This window comes from Nonomuraea recticatena, from assembly GCF_039533245.1.
Lineage (GTDB): Bacteria > Actinomycetota > Actinomycetes > Streptosporangiales > Streptosporangiaceae > Nonomuraea > Nonomuraea roseola.
Genome location: NZ_BAAATE010000009.1, coordinates 114,103 through 129,333, shown reverse-complemented (window position 1 = coordinate 129,333; position 15,231 = coordinate 114,103). Strand labels below are relative to the sequence as shown.

14 protein-coding genes and 1 riboswitch are annotated in these 15,231 nt (G+C 68.2%); of the genes, 7 read left to right on the top strand and 7 right to left on the bottom strand.

The features are described 5' to 3' along the window. The first annotated feature begins 35 nt into the window (after positions 1-35). The 5 genes from ABFX50_RS19680 (at position 36) to disA (ending at position 4,218) form a co-directional block, all read left to right on the top strand. The gene (locus ABFX50_RS19680) at positions 36-734 is read left to right on the top strand and encodes a class I SAM-dependent methyltransferase (RefSeq protein WP_346148292.1); all 699 of its coding nucleotides are present in this window, start codon (positions 36-38) and stop codon (positions 732-734) included. Between the two features lie 40 nt (positions 735-774). After that, positions 775-1,149, top strand: coding sequence for a MerR family transcriptional regulator (locus ABFX50_RS19675; protein WP_346148290.1), 375 nt, complete (start codon positions 775-777; stop codon positions 1,147-1,149). Beyond that, complete coding sequence (trxA, locus tag ABFX50_RS19670) at positions 1,146-1,451, top strand: thioredoxin (RefSeq protein WP_183653773.1); 306 nt, start codon at positions 1,146-1,148, stop codon at positions 1,449-1,451. The genes ABFX50_RS19675 and trxA overlap by 4 nt, the downstream gene beginning before the upstream one ends. A 72-nt stretch (positions 1,452-1,523) precedes the next feature. After that, entirely contained in the window at positions 1,524-2,936 is a 1,413-nt protein-coding gene (gene radA / locus ABFX50_RS19665; RefSeq protein WP_183653771.1) for a DNA repair protein RadA, read from the top strand. Between the two features lie 196 nt (positions 2,937-3,132). Next, positions 3,133-4,218 (top strand): DNA integrity scanning diadenylate cyclase DisA, encoded by a 1,086-nt coding sequence (gene disA / locus ABFX50_RS19660; protein ID WP_346148287.1) that lies wholly within the window; start codon positions 3,133-3,135, stop codon positions 4,216-4,218. A gap of 5 nt (positions 4,219-4,223) precedes the next feature. On the opposite strand, the gene ABFX50_RS19655 is transcribed toward disA, so the two are convergent. Next, positions 4,224-4,916: a hypothetical protein gene (locus tag ABFX50_RS19655; RefSeq protein WP_346148285.1), complete on the bottom strand. Its 693-nt coding sequence runs from the start codon at positions 4,914-4,916 to the stop codon at positions 4,224-4,226. Between the two features lie 67 nt (positions 4,917-4,983). Between ABFX50_RS19655 and ABFX50_RS19650 the strand changes: the two genes are divergently transcribed. Next, a complete protein-coding gene (locus ABFX50_RS19650) occupies positions 4,984-5,850 on the top strand; it encodes an HhH-GPD family protein (protein ID WP_346148283.1) in 867 nt (288 codons plus the stop codon). A 176-nt stretch (positions 5,851-6,026) separates the two neighbouring features. Here the strand turns inward: ABFX50_RS19650 and ABFX50_RS19645 are convergent, their stop codons facing one another. From ABFX50_RS19645 to ABFX50_RS19620, 6 genes are all read right to left on the bottom strand, one after another. After that, entirely contained in the window at positions 6,027-6,995 is a 969-nt protein-coding gene (locus ABFX50_RS19645) for a TIM barrel protein (RefSeq protein ID WP_346148281.1), read from the bottom strand. Between the two features lie 624 nt (positions 6,996-7,619). Beyond that, positions 7,620-10,124, bottom strand: coding sequence for an ATP-dependent Clp protease ATP-binding subunit (locus tag ABFX50_RS19640; RefSeq protein WP_346148279.1), 2,505 nt, complete (start codon positions 10,122-10,124; stop codon positions 7,620-7,622). 312 nt (positions 10,125-10,436) lie between these two features. Next, a complete protein-coding gene (locus tag ABFX50_RS19635; RefSeq protein ID WP_183653762.1) occupies positions 10,437-10,769 on the bottom strand; it encodes a histone-like nucleoid-structuring protein Lsr2 in 333 nt (110 codons plus the stop codon). 389 nt (positions 10,770-11,158) lie between these two features. Beyond that, positions 11,159-11,650, bottom strand: a complete 492-nt coding sequence (locus ABFX50_RS19630) for an RDD family protein (RefSeq protein WP_346148277.1) — start codon at positions 11,648-11,650, stop codon at positions 11,159-11,161. A gap of 97 nt (positions 11,651-11,747) precedes the next feature. Then, positions 11,748-12,980, bottom strand: a complete 1,233-nt coding sequence (locus tag ABFX50_RS19625; protein WP_346148275.1) for an RDD family protein — start codon at positions 12,978-12,980, stop codon at positions 11,748-11,750. A 206-nt stretch (positions 12,981-13,186) separates the two neighbouring features. After that, complete coding sequence (locus ABFX50_RS19620) at positions 13,187-13,756, bottom strand: amino-acid N-acetyltransferase (RefSeq protein WP_346148273.1); 570 nt, start codon at positions 13,754-13,756, stop codon at positions 13,187-13,189. 276 nt (positions 13,757-14,032) lie between these two features. Continuing rightward, a riboswitch (cyclic di-AMP (ydaO/yuaA leader) is annotated at positions 14,033-14,182 on the top strand. Between the two features lie 5 nt (positions 14,183-14,187). On the opposite strand from ABFX50_RS19620, the gene ABFX50_RS19615 reads away from it, so the two are divergent. Further along, positions 14,188-15,231, top strand: a complete 1,044-nt coding sequence (locus tag ABFX50_RS19615) for a C40 family peptidase (protein WP_312895754.1) — start codon at positions 14,188-14,190, stop codon at positions 15,229-15,231.

The following is a 15,231-nucleotide window of genomic DNA, read 5'->3' as shown; positions in this document are numbered from 1 at the left end:
CCAGCGTATGCCGCCGGACCTCGTACCGTTGAACCATGCCGCGCATAGCGAACGGGGCGATCCCCAGCCCCAACATCTGGAACGCCCCGAAGGTCTACGAGTTGGAGAACCGCGCGGTCGATCCCGAGGGCAGGGCGAACGCGGCCATGCGAGCCATCCGCCCATGGGACGGCGCGACCGTCCTCGACATCGGCTGCGGCGCCGGATACCACCTGCCGATCTTCGCCGCCTCCGCGGCGAGCGTGACGGGCGTCGAGCCGCACGGCGACCTGGTCGAGCTGGCCAGACGCCGCTGCGCGGGCCTGCCCAACGTGAAGGTCCACGCGGCCACCGCCCAGAACCTGCCGCTGCCCGACGCGAGCGTCGACGTCGCCGTCGCCCGCTGGGCCTACTTCTTCGGCCCCGGCTGCGAGCCCGGCCTGCGCGAGCTCACCCGAGTCGTACGGCGTGGCGGCGCCGCCTTCGTCATCGACCTCGACGCCACCCGCGGCGCCTTCGGCCGCTGGTTCCAGCGCACGGTGCCCTCCTACTCGGCCAGGGCCGTGGAGAACTTCTGGTCGCGACAGGGCTGGCAGCGCGACAAGCTCGACCTTCGCATGGTCTTCCAGCGCAGGGCCGACCTCGAGGACGTGCTGCGCATCGAGTTCGCCCACGACGTCGCGGAGGAGGCCATCGCCGAGACCCCCGGATTAGAACTCCCCTACCCGAACGTCCTGCGCTGGCGCTACTTCTGAGCTTGACCTTGTCACCGGTGTCAGGGTTTAGCGTGGAGACATGCGGATCGGAGAGCTTGCCGAACTGACCGGCGTGAGCGCCCGCTCCCTGCGCTACTACGAACAGCACGGACTGATCAGGGCGCGCAGGGAGTCCAACGGATACCGCCACTACGACCCTTCGGACGTCGAGCTGGTCAGCGAGATCCGCGCGCTGCTGACCGTCGGCTTCACGCTGGAGGACGCGAGACCGTTCGTCGACTGCCTGCGCGCGGGGCACGCCACGGGCGCCTCCTGCGCCGAGTCGATGGCCGTCTCGCGGCGCAAGCTCGCCGAGATCGACGAGGAGATCCGCGTCCTGCTGGCCCGGCGCGCCGAGGTGGCAGGCCAACTCGGCCAGACCTGTTCTGGATGCTTCGCCAAGGGAGAATCATGATCAAGCTGACCACCGACAACTTCGAGGAGCTCGTACTCAAGAGCTCCGAGCCCGTCCTGGTGGACTTCTGGGCGGAGTGGTGCGGCCCCTGCAGGATGGTCGCGCCCGTCCTCGAGCAGATCGAGGCCGAGCGGGGGCTCAAGATCGGCAAGCTGAACACCGACGAGAACCCGGAGATCATGACCCGCTACGGCATCATGGGCATCCCCACGCTGCTGCTGTTCGAGAACGGCGAGCCGGTCAAGCAGGTCGTCGGCGCCAAGCCCAAGCGCCTGCTGGAGGCCGAGCTCGGCCTCTCCTGACGTGCGCGCCTGTCCGCCCTGACGCGCTCGGGCTGCGGCGGATTGTCGGCGGCGCAGGCTAGCCTGCTCGGCATGGCACCCAAGACCGCACAGAAGCCCGGTTACCGCTGCGCCGAGTGCGGCTGGCGCACCACCAAGTGGGTCGGCAGGTGCGGCGAGTGCCAGGCGTGGGGCACGGTCGACGAAGAGGGCGCGAGGGCCGGCGTCCACGTGGTGCAGGCCGGGGCCACCAGCGGCCCGGCCGTCCCGATCGGCGACGTCAAGGCGGAGATCGCGACCGCCCGCACCACGGGGGTGAGCGAGCTCGACCGCGTGCTGGGCGGCGGCCTGGTCCCCGGCGCGGTCGTGCTGCTGGCGGGTGAGCCCGGCATCGGCAAGTCCACCCTGCTGCTCGAGGCCGCCGCCCGCATCGCCGAGCGCACCACCGTCCTCTACGTCACGGGCGAGGAGTCCTCCGCCCAGGTCCGCCTGCGCGCCGACCGCATCGGCGCGATCCGCGACAACCTCTACCTCGCCGCCGAGACCGAGCTGTCGGCGCTGATGACCCACGTGGAGAAGGTGCAGCCGCAGCTGCTCGTCGTCGACTCCGTGCAGACCGTCGGCTCGGCCCAGACCACCGGCGTCCCCGGCGGCGTGACCCAGGTGCGCGAGGTCGCGGCCAACCTCGTACGGCTGGCCAAGGAGCGCAACATGGCCACCGTGCTGGTCGGCCACGTCACCAAGGAGGGCTCGATCGCGGGCCCTCGCACCCTCGAGCACCTGGTCGACGTCGTGCTCAGCTTCGAGGGCGACCGTCACTCCCGCCTGCGCATGGTCCGCGCGATCAAGAACAGGTTCGGCCCCACCGACGAAGTGGGCTGCTTCGACCTGCACGAACGCGGCATCGAGGGCATCACCGACCCCAGCGGCCTGTTCGTCTCGCGGCGCAGCGAGCCCGTCCCCGGCACCTGCGTCACCGTCACCGTCGAGGGCACCCGCCCGCTGCCCGCCGAGGTGCAGGCGCTCGTCGCCCGCACCGAGGCCCAGCAGCCGCGCCGCAGCTCCTCGGGGCTCGATCCCTTCCGGGTGCAGATGATCCTCGCCGTGCTCGAACGCAGGCTCAACGCGCGCCTCGGCGGCTGCGACGTCTTCACCGCCACCGTGGGCGGCATCAAGCTGGCCGATCCCGCGGTCGACCTCTCCGTCATGCTCGCGGTGGCCAGCGCCGCAGGCGACAAGCCGCTTCCCTCCGGCCTCATCGCGCTGGGCGAGGTGGGGCTGGCGGGCGAGCTCAGGCCGGTGCGCGACGTGCGGCGCCGCCTGTCCGAGGCGGCACGGCTGGGGTTCAAGAGGGCCCTGGTGCCGCGCGGATCCCTCGAGGAAGGCGGCCGTCGCCGTCCCGACGAGGAGCGCGCCCTTGTTCCCGTCGGGCCCGTCGCCTTCGCGCCCGGCTTCGAGGTCATGGAGGCCGAGAACGTGTGGGACGCGCTTACTCACGTCACCTGAGCTGGGCTTCCTCAGGAAAAGCCGCCGTAACGGCGCCCCGCCACGTGGGCCCGCAGTAGCGTGATGGACGAGGGCCGGCCTTGAGGCTTCCTTGGCCTATCGTTGGCTTGCCGTAGACGATGGAGAAGGAAAGCTTCAGCGGCGGGCGCCGGGGGTCGGCCGGTAAGCTGGGATTTGACTAGGACACGGGGGTCAGGTGGCAAACGACAGGAGTCTCGACGACCGTCGTCGCACGGCCCTTGCCTCGGTCGCTCCGGGCACGGCACTGAGAGACGGCCTGGAGCGCATCCTGCGCGGCCAGACCGGCGGTCTCATCGTGCTGGGCTACGACAGCGTGGTCGAGGAGCTGTGCAGCGGCGGGTTCGAGCTCGACGTGGAGTTCTCCGCCACGCGGCTGCGCGAGCTGGCCAAGATGGACGGCGCCATCGTGCTGCACTCAGGCGACCACAAGATCGTGCGCGCGGCCGTTCACCTCGTGCCCGATCCCTCCATCTCGACCGACGAGTCAGGCACCAGGCACCGCACGGCGCAGCGCGTCGCCAGGCAGACCGGCTTCCCGATCATCGCGATCAGCAAGTCGATGCGCATCATCGCCCTGTATCTCGACGGCATCCGCTACGTGCTGGAGGAGTCGGCGGCGATCCTGTCCAAGGCCAACCAGGCCCTGGCCACGCTCGAGCGCTACAAGCACAGGCTCGACGAGGTCTCGGGCACCCTGTCCGCCCTCGAGATCGAGGACCTCGTCACCGTCCGCGACGTCGCCGCCGTCGCGCAGCGCCTCGAGATGGTGCGCAGGATCTCCGAGGAGATCCAGGGCTACGTCGTCGAGCTCGGCACCGACGGGCGACTGCTCTCCCTCCAGCTCGACGAGCTGGTGGCGGGGGTCGACTCCGACCGCGAGCTGATCGTCCGCGACTACCTGCCCTCCTCGGCGGCGCGCGGCAAGCGCAAGGTCGCCGACGTGCTGCAGGGCTTCGACGCCCTGTCGGGCAGCGAGCTGCTCGACCTGTCGTCGGTGGCGAAGGTGCTCGGACGCGGCGCCAGCGAGACCCTCGACAGCCCCGCGAGCCCGCGAGGCTTCCGCCTGCTCGCCAAGGTGCCCAGGCTGCCCGCCACGGTCGTCGACCGGCTGGTCGACCATTTCGGCGGGCTGCAGAAGCTCCTGGCCGCGAGCATCGACGACCTCCAGGCGGTGGGCGGCGTCGGCGAGTCCCGCGCCCGCAGCGTCCGCGAGGGGCTGTCCAGGCTGGCCGAGTCCAGCATCCTCGAACGCTACGTGTAGACGCTTCAGCGCAGGTGGAAGACGGCCTTCGGGCTGCGCAGCCCTCCGGTGAGCACCACGGCCACGTACGTGCCGGGCAGCGCCGCGGCCTTCGTGCCCCCGCACGCGCCTCCCGAACGACGACGGTCCCAGTCGAGGCTGCGGACGTAGGGGATCCCGCGCTCCAGCTTGCGCATGTCGACGCCGTCGCCGCTGACGCAGTCGGAGGTGGACCACACCCTGTCGTCTCCCGAGGTGATCCTGATCTCCATCGCGCGGGGCCCCACGTCGGCCACGCACATGACGGGGCCCGTGTTCACCAGCGTGACCAGGAAGTTCGGACGGGCGCCCGCGCCGTAGACCTCCTGACGCCCCTGGAGGTTGAGCACCAGGTCCTTCTCCTCGCACGGCATGCCGGGCCTGCGCGGCTTCGCCGTCGGCTTGGGTGACGGTGGCAGCGCGGCGCGCGGTTTGGGCGGCTTCGGCGTCGGTGTGGTCGTGGGCGTGGACATCACTGTGGGCAACCCCTCCAGCATCGACTCCGCCGCCTCGGACGAGCTCGGCGCCGACTTGGCGCTCGACGTGCTCTGCGGTCCGTCGGGGCCGCTGGAGCACGCCCAGGCCACCACGGCCACGACGACCAGCACTGCGACCAGGACGGTCATCCGCCGCCGCCAGTAGACATCGCCAGGGCCGCCACGCAGAGTATCCGGATCCATACGCACAGCATGCTTATCCCTTGCGCACGGAGGGTGACGACACGCCGTAAGGCACTACGCTGGGCGGGTGGCCGACCCGAACCTCCTGCGAGAGCCCATTCTCGACTGGTACGCGGACAATGCCCGCGATCTCCCCTGGCGTCGCCCCGACGCCACCCCCTGGGGCATCCTCGTCAGCGAGATCATGCTCCAGCAGACCCCCGTCGTGCGGGTCCTGCCGGTCTGGCAGCAGTGGATGGAGCGCTGGCCCACCCCCGCCCACCTGGCCGCCGAGCCACCAGGCGAGGCCGTACGCCACTGGGGACGCCTCGGATACCCGCGCCGCGCCCTGCGCCTGCACGCCTGCGCCAGAGCCATCACGGCCGAGCACGACGGCGAGGTGCCCGCCGACCACGCGACGCTGCTGGCGCTGCCCGGCATCGGCGAGTACACCGCGGCGGCCGTCGCCAGCTTCGCCTTCGGCGGCACCCACCCGGTGCTCGACACGAACGTCAGGCGGGTGCTCGGCAGGGCGGTGCGCGGGGAGGAGCACCCTCCGAACGCCACCACGGCCGCCGAACGCCGCCTGGCCCAGGAGTTGCTGCCCGCGGTCGGCGCGCCGGTCTGGGGCGTGGCCGTCATGGAGCTCGGCGCCCTCGTCTGCACGGCCCGCAGCCCGCAGTGCGGGCAGTGCCCCGTCCAGGAGCTGTGCGCGTGGCGGCTGGCGGGCAAACCACCGGGGGCGGCTCGCAGGGGGCAGACCTACGACGGCACGGACCGCCAGTGCAGGGGGCGCCTGCTGGCGGTCCTGCGCGCCGCGCACGGGCCGGTGCCGAAGACGGCGCTGGACGTGGTCTGGGACGAGCCGGTCCAGAGGGAGCGCGCCCTGGACGGCCTGGTCACCGACGGCCTGGCGGAGGTCCTGGACGACGGCACCTACCGCCTCCCCCTCTGACCCCCGCTCCCCGTGAGGCTTCACGCCCTCAACCCAAGGAACACGCAGCTCGGCACTTCAGCCCGAGACCCTCAGCCAGGATCTCCGGCCAATGCTCATGGCTGGAAACGTCGGCGAGACGGTCGAGTGGGGGCGGCGCCTTGGCTCCCCCGAGATCGTCAGGTGGTCGGGGTGGTTCAGGCGGCCAGCTGCAGGCCCAGGGCGGTGAGGTTGGTGCGGGCCCAGTCGAGCTCCTCGGCCAGCAGCGACACCAGCGCTCCAGGCCCCTTCGCCCGCCCCGGCACCATCAGGTTGTGGGTCTCGACCTCGATGTGGGCGGTCCCGTTGACCGCGCCCGACAGGATCGCGTTGAGCGTGTCGTGCAGCACCGTACCCGTGTCGGTGTGGTTGTGGACATGGCCCAGCTTGACCACGGGCGCCCCCACAGCCGCCAGCCCGCGCAGCGCCGCCCCGGACTCCTCGCCGTTCCCGCAGGCCAGGTGGCAGGCGTCGAGGCAGACCCCGAGGTGTTCGGAGTCGAGACCGCCCACCCGCTCGACGGCCTGCTCGGTCGTCTCCAGCACGCATCCGGGCCAGGGCTCGAACCCCACCCTGATCGTCTTGCCGGTCACGCTGTAGATGCCGCGCAGCTCCCTGGCCAGCCGCTCGAGCCTGCGCGTGGCGATGGAGTGGAGGTCGGCGGGCCAGTCGCGACGCCACCCGATCGGGATGGTGGAGATGCTGCCGAACCTCACGTCCTCGGGAAGGAGGAAGGCGAGGATCTTGGCAAGGGCCATCGTGTAGCGGTAGCGCTCGGGCTTGGCCCAGTCGGGGCCCGGCACTTCCTGGTTACGTCCGCCGGTGCCGTTCAGGCTGACGACCTCAAGTCCGCGCTCCTCCAGCGAACGGCGCAGCCGTACCAGCTCGATGCGGTCGGCGGTCAGGTGGTCGGCGACCGCGGGCGACAGCCACAGCCCCACTCCCATCCGCTCCACCCCGAGCCGCTTGCGCACCGGGACCGCATAGCGGGTGAGGTGCGCGATCAGGTTCTCAAGGTCTTCAGCGGGGTGCACGCCGGCGTTGTAGGCCAAGTGAACGAGCGTTCCGTCATCGTGACGCAGGCGCATCGGCTTCCTCCACGGCTTGCACTGAATGTGTGTGTCCATCGCCTCGGACAATGCCGAGCTTGCCCGCCCGATGGGGGCCTGCGCGTCCGCCCTGGGTTGATTCCTTCGTACGCCCCAGGGATGAGTCCAACGTAGGGACGCCTTCTTGTGCGTCACTTGCGCAGGACTGGCGACTCTTTGCTCTACAGATTGTAGTACTACTTCAGGTGGCGGTATAGCCGATCTCCACCTGGAGCCCCCAATCCGACACCAAACCGATGCAAGGCGACGCACAGGCGGTCTCGGGAACAAGGCGAGGCGGACGGGGGCTCGGGCCCGCTGGCACGGTGGCTTCAGGGCCTGTGACGCGGGGCCGCGATCCAAGGAAAATGTGGGATCCGGCGGCTTGTGTCGTTGTGCAACGCCGACGGTGGAATAGCGGTGGCCCAGGGTCCGACGACTCGTCGGGGCGGGTTGGCCGTTGCGGTGGGCGCCACGGGCGCTCGGGGAGCGTTTCCCTGGAGGGAGGCCAGCCGGTGACCCGGGTGGCGCTTACGTTGGCTTGCCGCACAGGATCAAACGATCGGGGGACAGCACAGAGAGGGCTTGCCGTACAGGATCAAGCGGACGGCGGACAGCGCAAAGGGCCCGCGGGGAAATTCCCGCGGGCCCTTTGGTGTGGTGCTACTTCTTAATCGGCTCCGCGATGGACGCGGCCGAGTCGGGCACCGGCGAAGGTGCGGCCTCGCCGACGAAGGTGAACTTGGCGTTGTCGCCCTCACCCTCCACGTCGATCTTGACCACCTGGCCGGGACGCAGCTCGCCGTACAGGATCTTCTCGGAGAGAGAGTCCTCCAGCTCGCGCTGGATCGTACGGCGGAGCGGACGAGCGCCCATGACCGGGTCGTAACCACGGTCGGCCAGCAGCTGCTTGGCGGCAGGGCTGACGTCGAGGCTCATGTCGCGGTCCTTCAGTCGCTCATCCACCTGCGCGAGCATCAGATCGACGATCTTGATGATCTCGTTCATGGTGAGCTGGTGGAAGACCACGATGTCGTCGACACGGTTGAGGAACTCGGGCCGGAAGTGCTGCTTGAGCTCCTCCTGCACCTTGGACTTCATCCGGTCGTAGTTCGACTCGGCGTCGTTGTTCTTCGCGAACCCGACCCCGATGCCCTTGGAGATGTCGCGGGTACCGAGGTTGGTGGTCATGATGATGACCGTGTTCTTGAAGTCGACCACCCGGCCCTGGGCGTCGGTCAGGCGACCGTCTTCCAGGATCTGCAGCAGCGAGTTGAAGATGTCGGGGTGGGCCTTCTCGATCTCGTCGAACAGGACCACGGAGAACGGCTTGCGCCGCACCTTCTCCGTCAGCTGGCCGCCCTCCTCGTACCCGACGTAGCCGGGAGGCGAGCCGAACAGCCTGGAGACGGTGTGCTTCTCCATGAACTCCGACATGTCCAGCATGATCAGAGCGTCTTCGTCGCCGAAGAGGAACTCCGCCAGAGCCTTGGACAGCTCGGTCTTACCGACACCTGACGGGCCGGCGAAGATGAACGAGCCGCCGGGACGGCGCGGGTCCTTCAGACCGGCGCGGGTGCGCCGGATGGACCGCGACAGGCCCTTGATGGCGTCGTCCTGGCCGATGATCCGCTTGTGGAGCTCGTCCTCCATGCGGAGCAGGCGCTGGGACTCCTCCTCGGTCAGCTTGAAGACCGGGATGCCTGTGGCGGTGGCCAGGACCTCGGCGATGAGCTCCTCGGTGACCTCGGCCACGACGTCCATGTCGCCGGCCTTCCACTCCTTCTCGCGACGCTCGCGCTTGAGCTGGAGCTGCTTCTCCTGGTCGCGGAGGGCAGCCGCCTTCTCGAAGTCCTGCGCGTCGATCGCGGACTCCTTGTCGCGACGGACGTTGGCGATCTTCTCGTCGTACTCGCGCAGGTCCGGCGGAGCGGTCATCCTGCGGATGCGCATCCGGGAACCGGCCTCGTCGATGAGGTCGATCGCCTTGTCGGGCAGGTAGCGGTCGCTGATGTAGCGGTCGGCCAGCTGCGCGGCGGCGACCAGCGCGCCGTCGGTGATCGAGACGCGGTGGTGCGCCTCGTAGCGGTCGCGCAGACCCTTGAGGATCTCGATCGTGTGGCTGAGCGAGGGCTCGGCCACCTGGATCGGCTGGAAGCGTCGCTCCAGGGCGGCGTCCTTCTCGAGGTACTTGCGGTACTCGTCGAGAGTGGTGGCGCCGATGGTCTGCAGCTCGCCACGGGCCAGCATCGGCTTCAGGATGCTGGCGGCGTCGATCGCGCCCTCCGCGGCGCCCGCGCCGACGAGCGTGTGGAGCTCGTCGATGAACAGGATGATGTCGCCGCGCGTGCGGATCTCCTTGAGCACCTTCTTCAGGCGCTCCTCGAAGTCACCGCGGTAGCGGGAGCCCGCGACCAGAGCGCCGAGGTCAAGCGTGTAGAGCTGCTTGTCCTTCAGCGTCTCGGGAACCTCGCCCCTGACGATCTTCTGCGACAGGCCCTCGACGACGGCGGTCTTGCCGACGCCGGGCTCGCCGATGAGAACGGGGTTGTTCTTGGTCCTCCTTGAGAGGACCTGCATGACCCGCTCGATCTCCTTCTCACGGCCGATGACCGGATCCAGCTTGCCCTCGCGGGCGGCCTGGGTCAGGTTGCGGCCGAACTGGTCGAGCACCAGGGAGGTGGAAGGCGCGGACTCCTGCGGACCACCCGCGGCGGCCGGCTCCTTGCCCTGGTAGCCGTGGAGCAGCTGGATGACCTGCTGCCGCACACGGTTGAGATCGGCTCCAAGCTTGACCAGCACCTGGGCTGCCACACCCTCACCCTCACGGATGAGCCCGAGCAGGATGTGCTCGGTTCCGATGTAGTTGTGACCCAGCTGCAAAGCCTCACGGAGCGACAGCTCAAGAACCTTCTTGGCCCGCGGGGTGAACGGAATGTGCCCCGACGGAGCCGACTGGCCCTGGCCGATGATCTCCTCGACCTGCTGGCGCACACCCTCAAGGCTGATGCCGAGGCTCTCCAGAGCCTTGGCGGCTACGCCCTCACCTTCATGGATCAAACCAAGAAGAATGTGCTCAGTGCCGATGTAGTTGTGGTTGAGCATCCTGGCCTCTTCTTGGGCCAGGACGACAACCCGCCTTGCTCGGTCGGTGAACCTCTCGAACATCTCGTCGCTCCTCACAGAGCGGTCAGTCAGGCCGGTAAATCCGGTCCCGTCCTCCCGCATGCTAGCCCTGGCTCGGCGAACCATGCCTCTGCCGCTGACACGCTCTATAGCAGAGACGTTCCCCGAGAGCAGGGCGTTCACCCTCCATCCAACTACTGTCTGGGGGTGCTGTGTTCCCGATACGCCGCAAGCGAACGACGTTTAGAGCGCTGACGCGCGGCTGCGCGACACGCCCGGTTTTCATCAGGCAAACACGATCATGCGCTTATGGCGATCTCCGGGGTTCTAGGCGATCGTCATAAGCGCATGATGTCAGTGAGCCGCTTGGTACTTCTCCACGACGGTGGAGGCGATCCGGCCGCGCTCGCTGACGGGAAGTCCGTGAGCCTTGGCCCACTGCCGAATCTCCGAGCTCTGCTCACGACTCATCGAACGCGTGCCACCCCGCGCCCTGCGACGCGTGGCGGCCGCACCCGACTTGCGTGCGGCCTGCTGGAAAGGCGACAGCGCGTCCCGCAGCTTCTTGGCGTTATCGACGCTGAGGTCAATCTCATAGGACGCCCCGTCAATGGCGAAGCTGACCGTCTCATTGGCCTCGCCCCCATCGAGGTCATCGATGAGAATCTCCTGGATCTGCTTGGCCATCTACGGAATCCTTTCCCGGAGCATTGTTTCATTCGCCTGCCAAACATATACCCGAAAAGGCAGCGAGACAATTCAGCGCTTCGCGGATTCCGCTGACTAGTGAGCCAGGTCTGGTTCTCCGGTGGATCCGCCCGGTTTGGACGATGTCCAGCGGCTGCATTCCGTCCCCACGGCGCCTCTTCGGGTTTGTAGGGACGAGCCCTTTATGCACAAGCTGCCGTCGACACCCACGGACGGCTGATGACCACAGTCCGCCCCGACCATAGCGCCCCATAGAGGGCCGCTACCTGGCGGGGGTGTCACACCCAGCCTAATGCCAGTCTCTCCAGACTCCTTACCCGATCGCCCGGAAAATCCCAAAAAAACCGGATCTGGGGCGGATGCACACTTCAGCGAGCCTCTTTGATCACCCGCGAACCCGCCGCCTTGTCATGGATGCCCTGCTGGAGTGGCCTGTCGATCAAGATGGACAGGCCCACGGCGAAGGCCAGGATTCCCGCCAGGAGATTGACGCCCGGAATCCCCACAAGCACCATCGCTCCGGGATAGAGGGCCGCCCGTTTAGCCAGATCCGCCCTCGTCAGCGCCCTGCCGGGAGCGGGCGCCAACCTAATCTTCATGATCACCTTACCGAAGGTGCGACCGTGCCGGTAATGCGCGAGGCAGTCATAGGCCGCATAACCCGAGCCGACCACGAGCCAGGCGAACAACCCGGGTAGCCGCCCCTCGAAGCTGTCGAGAAGCCCTACAGTCCGCAACAAACCCCAGGCCGCGATGAACAGAATGTAATAGAAGACGCCGATGACCAGCGCCTCAATACTTCGCGCCGCGAGCCGTTCCCACCAATCGGCGGGTACGGCGGGCGCTCCGGACGCGACCATAACGCCCATTGTGTACGGCGGGCGACCACGATTACAGGTCCCACGCGCGAAAACAGGGGCCGGCGTCGAGCCGGCCCCTGATTCTTTAGGATTCCGCTTACTTGATCTTCACGACGACGGTCTTGGCCACCTTGTCGGCGAAGGTCTGCTGAAGCGGCTTGTCCCAGAACTGCGAGACACCGTTCAGGATGATCAGCAGGCCGCCGAGCGCTCCGCCGAGACTGAACGGAAGCACGCCCAGGATGTTGCCACCCCAGGTGACGCCCGCGCGCTTCAGCGCGGCGTCGCTCCTGAGCCCGCCCGCGGTCAGCGGCGCGCCCACTTCGGTGATCTTGATGCCCATGACCATCTTGCCGACGGTCTGCCCCTTGGACTTCGTGAGGAAGAACTCGTAGGCGACGTAGAGCAGGGTGACGATCACCACGGTGATCACGTTGAGGATCCAGTAGCCGGAGGGCTGCGTGATCGTCCCCGTGTTGAGGTCGTAGCTGGCCTGGGTGATCAGGATCGCGCCCAGGATCAGTCCCAGGACGATCCCGATGACCACGCCGGCGAGACCGATGATCAGACCGTCGATGATGCGGGCGACCAGCCGCTGCCACCACTCGGCGAGCGGAGCGGGAGCGCCGGGAGGCTGCACCCCCGCGGGCGCGCCGTACGGCTGGCCGTAGCCGGGCTGCTGCCCGTAGGCCGGCTGCTGCTGCTGACCGTAGCCCTGCTGGCCGTACGCCTGCGGCTGGCCGTAGGGCGACTGCTGCCCGTAGCCGGGCTGCGACTGGCCCTGCTGGCCATAGCCCTGCTGGGGCTGCTGACCGTAACCGGGCTGCTGGCCGTAGTCGGGCTGCTGACCATAGGACGGTTGCTGCTGGCCGTAACCGGGCTGCTGACCCGAGGAAGGCTGCTGCTGGCCGTAGCCCGGCTGCTGCTGCCCGTAGCCGGGCTGCTGACCCGAGGGAGGCTGCTGCTGGCCGTAGCCGGGCTGGCTCGGCTGACCATAACCGGGCTGCTGGCCGTAGCCGGGCTGGCCGTACTCGGGCTGCTGACCCGAGGCGGCCTGCTGACCATAGCCCTGCTGCCCGTAGGACGGCTGCTGCTGGCCGTAGCCCGGCTGCCCGTACTCGGGCTGCTGGCTCTGGCCCTGCTGGCCGTAGGAAGGCTGTCCGTAGCCTGGCTGCTGACCGGAGGAGGCGGCCTGCTGGCCGTACCCCTGCTGGCCGTAGCCCTGCTGCTGTTGCTGGCCGTAAGGCTGCTGACCGTAGCCCTGCTGGCCGTAGTCGGGCTGCTGCTGGCCCTGGTGACCGTAGCCGCCGCCGTCTTGGCGATAGCCCACGATCGTCGCGTCTGGATCGGGGTCGCCCTGGCGTCCCGCGTTCTGCTGACCGTATCCATGAGTCCCAGCGGAATTGTCTTCAGGCTGGTCCTGTGGATACGGCGGCTGTCCGGTGCTCACCGTGTCACCTCGCTTCGATGGCGCATGTGGCACATGTCAGGACACATGCTTGCTGTTGCCCAACGTATCGACATGAGTATCAACAATCACCTTTCCCCTTGGTCATCCTCTGAGTCAACCGTGGGCAGATGGAGCAACATGCGGGTGTTGCCAAGGGTGTTGGGCTTCACATGTTCAAGATCGAGAAACTCCGCGATCCCTTCGTCGTAGGAAGCCAGCAACTCGGCATAGACCTCGGGTGATACAGGTGCGCCCTCGATCGGGACGAAGCCATGGCGCGCGAAGAAGTCGACCTCGAAAGTCAGGCAGAAGACCCTGCGCAGACCCAGGTCACGGGCCGTCGCGACCAGTGCGGTAACAATACGGTGACCGATTCCCGCACCCCTGTATTCGGGGTCGACGGCGACCGTTCGGATTTCCGCCAGGTCCTCCCACAGCACGTGGAGCGCGCCGCAGCCCACGACCTCGCCGCCGCGGTCGGCGACCCAGAACTCCTGGACGTCCTCGTACAGCGTGACGGTGGCCTTCTCCAGCAACCTGGGGCCCGCCCCCGCGTACGTGTCGACCAGGCGCCTGATGGCTCTGACGTCGGGCGTGCGGGCGCGCCTCACGACGATCTCGGTGTCCTTCGGGGTGCGCTCGGCGACCTGCTCCATGGCCCTCCAGCGTACCCAGCCCGTTTCGGCCCATCCTTAACTACCGTCACATGACGCGCTGTAGCAAGCCGTACACCGTCTGCAGCGCTAGAGTAACAGTCCGACAAATCCGCATAAAGATGGGCAAAGCTCTTGCAATGCCCTGGTAGATCGGGCTTTCACGTGATCACGCCGTGACGCTTCGGTTGCACAACCTCTACGGGATTGGCAGTTCTGGTTGAGCAGGAACCTGGCTTGCACTAGTGTCCAGCGACGATGTCCCCCACGCGACACACGCGTGGAGACGCGCCTAATCCCCGCAACTCGGGGAGCCGGGGACCCGCCGGCGGCCAGCACCGCCAATGGGGTGAGTCCGAGCACGCGCTCGGTAGGGCTGCTCCGGCCCGAACCCGTCAGCTAACCCGGTAGGCGGCAACGAGAGGAGCCGGTTGGTGAAGCGCACGCGTACCCACGAGGGAAAGAGCGCGGGCAAGCACGCCCGCCCCCACGAACCCGGCGCCCTGCGCAAACGGTTCGCCATCGTGGGCGCGGCGATGGCCGTCCTGGCTCTCACCGTCCCGCTCGGCTCGGCCGCCGCCGACCCCAAGCCGACGCTGAAGGAGCTCTCCCAGCAGGTCGAGAAGCTCCACAACGACATCGAGACGCTGACCGAGCAGTACAACGGCCAGCGCGAGAAGCTCAAGAGCGTCAAGAAGTCCGCTGAGGTGGCCAAGAAGATCCTTGCCACCAGCGAGGCCGACCTGGCCGCCAAGCGGGCGCGCGCCACGCTCCTGGCCGAGAGCACCTACATGAGCGGCGGCTTCGCCGACGGCCTGGCCTTCGCCACCTCCACCGACCCTGACTCCTTCCTTGACGGAGCCGCCACCTTCTACGCCCTCGGGCAGCAGCAGGGCCAGGAGGTCAAGGAGCTGGCCGACTCCATCGCCGCCGCCGAGCGGGCCAAGGCGACGGCCAAGACGCGACTGGCCGAGGTGCAGAAGCTCGTCGACGACCTCGGCGACAAGCGCAGCAAGATCACCACGCTGGTGACCAAGGTCGAGAGCAACCTGTTCAAGCGGGCGATCGGCGAGGCCGGTCGGCCTGGCACCAGGGCGACCAAGGTCAACCTGCCGATCATCGGCAGCGGCAAGGCGGCCGAGGCCGCTCGTTGGGCTCTCACGCAGCAGCTCAAGCCGTACGTGTGGGGCGCGGAAGGCCCCAACTCCTACGACTGCTCGGGCCTGGTGATGGCCGCCTACCAGCGCGTCGGCATCAGCCTGCCGCACTACACGGGTGACCAGTGGACGGCGGGCACCCACATCACGCGCGAGCAGATGCGCCCCGGTGACCTGGTCTTCTTCTACAACGACCTGCACCACGTGGGCATCTACATCGGCGGTGGGATGATGGTCCACGCGCCCCGCACCGGCGACGTCGTCCGCATCGCCGCCATCGGCAACCGCCCGTTCGCCGGGGCCGTGCGCATCGCCGACTGA

Excerpts from the sequence above, each read along its gene's own strand:
- ABFX50_RS19680 (WP_346148292.1), top strand. The coding sequence starts at position 36 with ATGCCGCGCATAGCGAACGGGGCGATCCCCAGCCCCAACATCTGGAAC.
- ABFX50_RS19635 (WP_183653762.1), bottom strand. The coding sequence starts at position 10,769 with ATGGCCAAGCAGATCCAGGAGATTCTCATCGATGACCTCGATGGGGGC.
- ABFX50_RS19655 (WP_346148285.1), bottom strand. The coding sequence starts at position 4,916 with ATGGATCCGGATACTCTGCGTGGCGGCCCTGGCGATGTCTACTGGCGG.
- ABFX50_RS19675 (WP_346148290.1), top strand. The coding sequence starts at position 775 with ATGCGGATCGGAGAGCTTGCCGAACTGACCGGCGTGAGCGCCCGCTCC.
- ABFX50_RS19630 (WP_346148277.1), bottom strand. The coding sequence starts at position 11,650 with ATGGTCGCGTCCGGAGCGCCCGCCGTACCCGCCGATTGGTGGGAACGG.
- ABFX50_RS19640 (WP_346148279.1), bottom strand. The coding sequence starts at position 10,124 with ATGTTCGAGAGGTTCACCGACCGAGCAAGGCGGGTTGTCGTCCTGGCC.
- radA (WP_183653771.1), top strand. The coding sequence starts at position 1,524 with ATGGCACCCAAGACCGCACAGAAGCCCGGTTACCGCTGCGCCGAGTGC.
- ABFX50_RS19645 (WP_346148281.1), bottom strand. The coding sequence starts at position 6,995 with ATGGACACACACATTCAGTGCAAGCCGTGGAGGAAGCCGATGCGCCTG.
- trxA (WP_183653773.1), top strand. The coding sequence starts at position 1,146 with ATGATCAAGCTGACCACCGACAACTTCGAGGAGCTCGTACTCAAGAGC.
- ABFX50_RS19620 (WP_346148273.1), bottom strand. The coding sequence starts at position 13,756 with ATGGAGCAGGTCGCCGAGCGCACCCCGAAGGACACCGAGATCGTCGTG.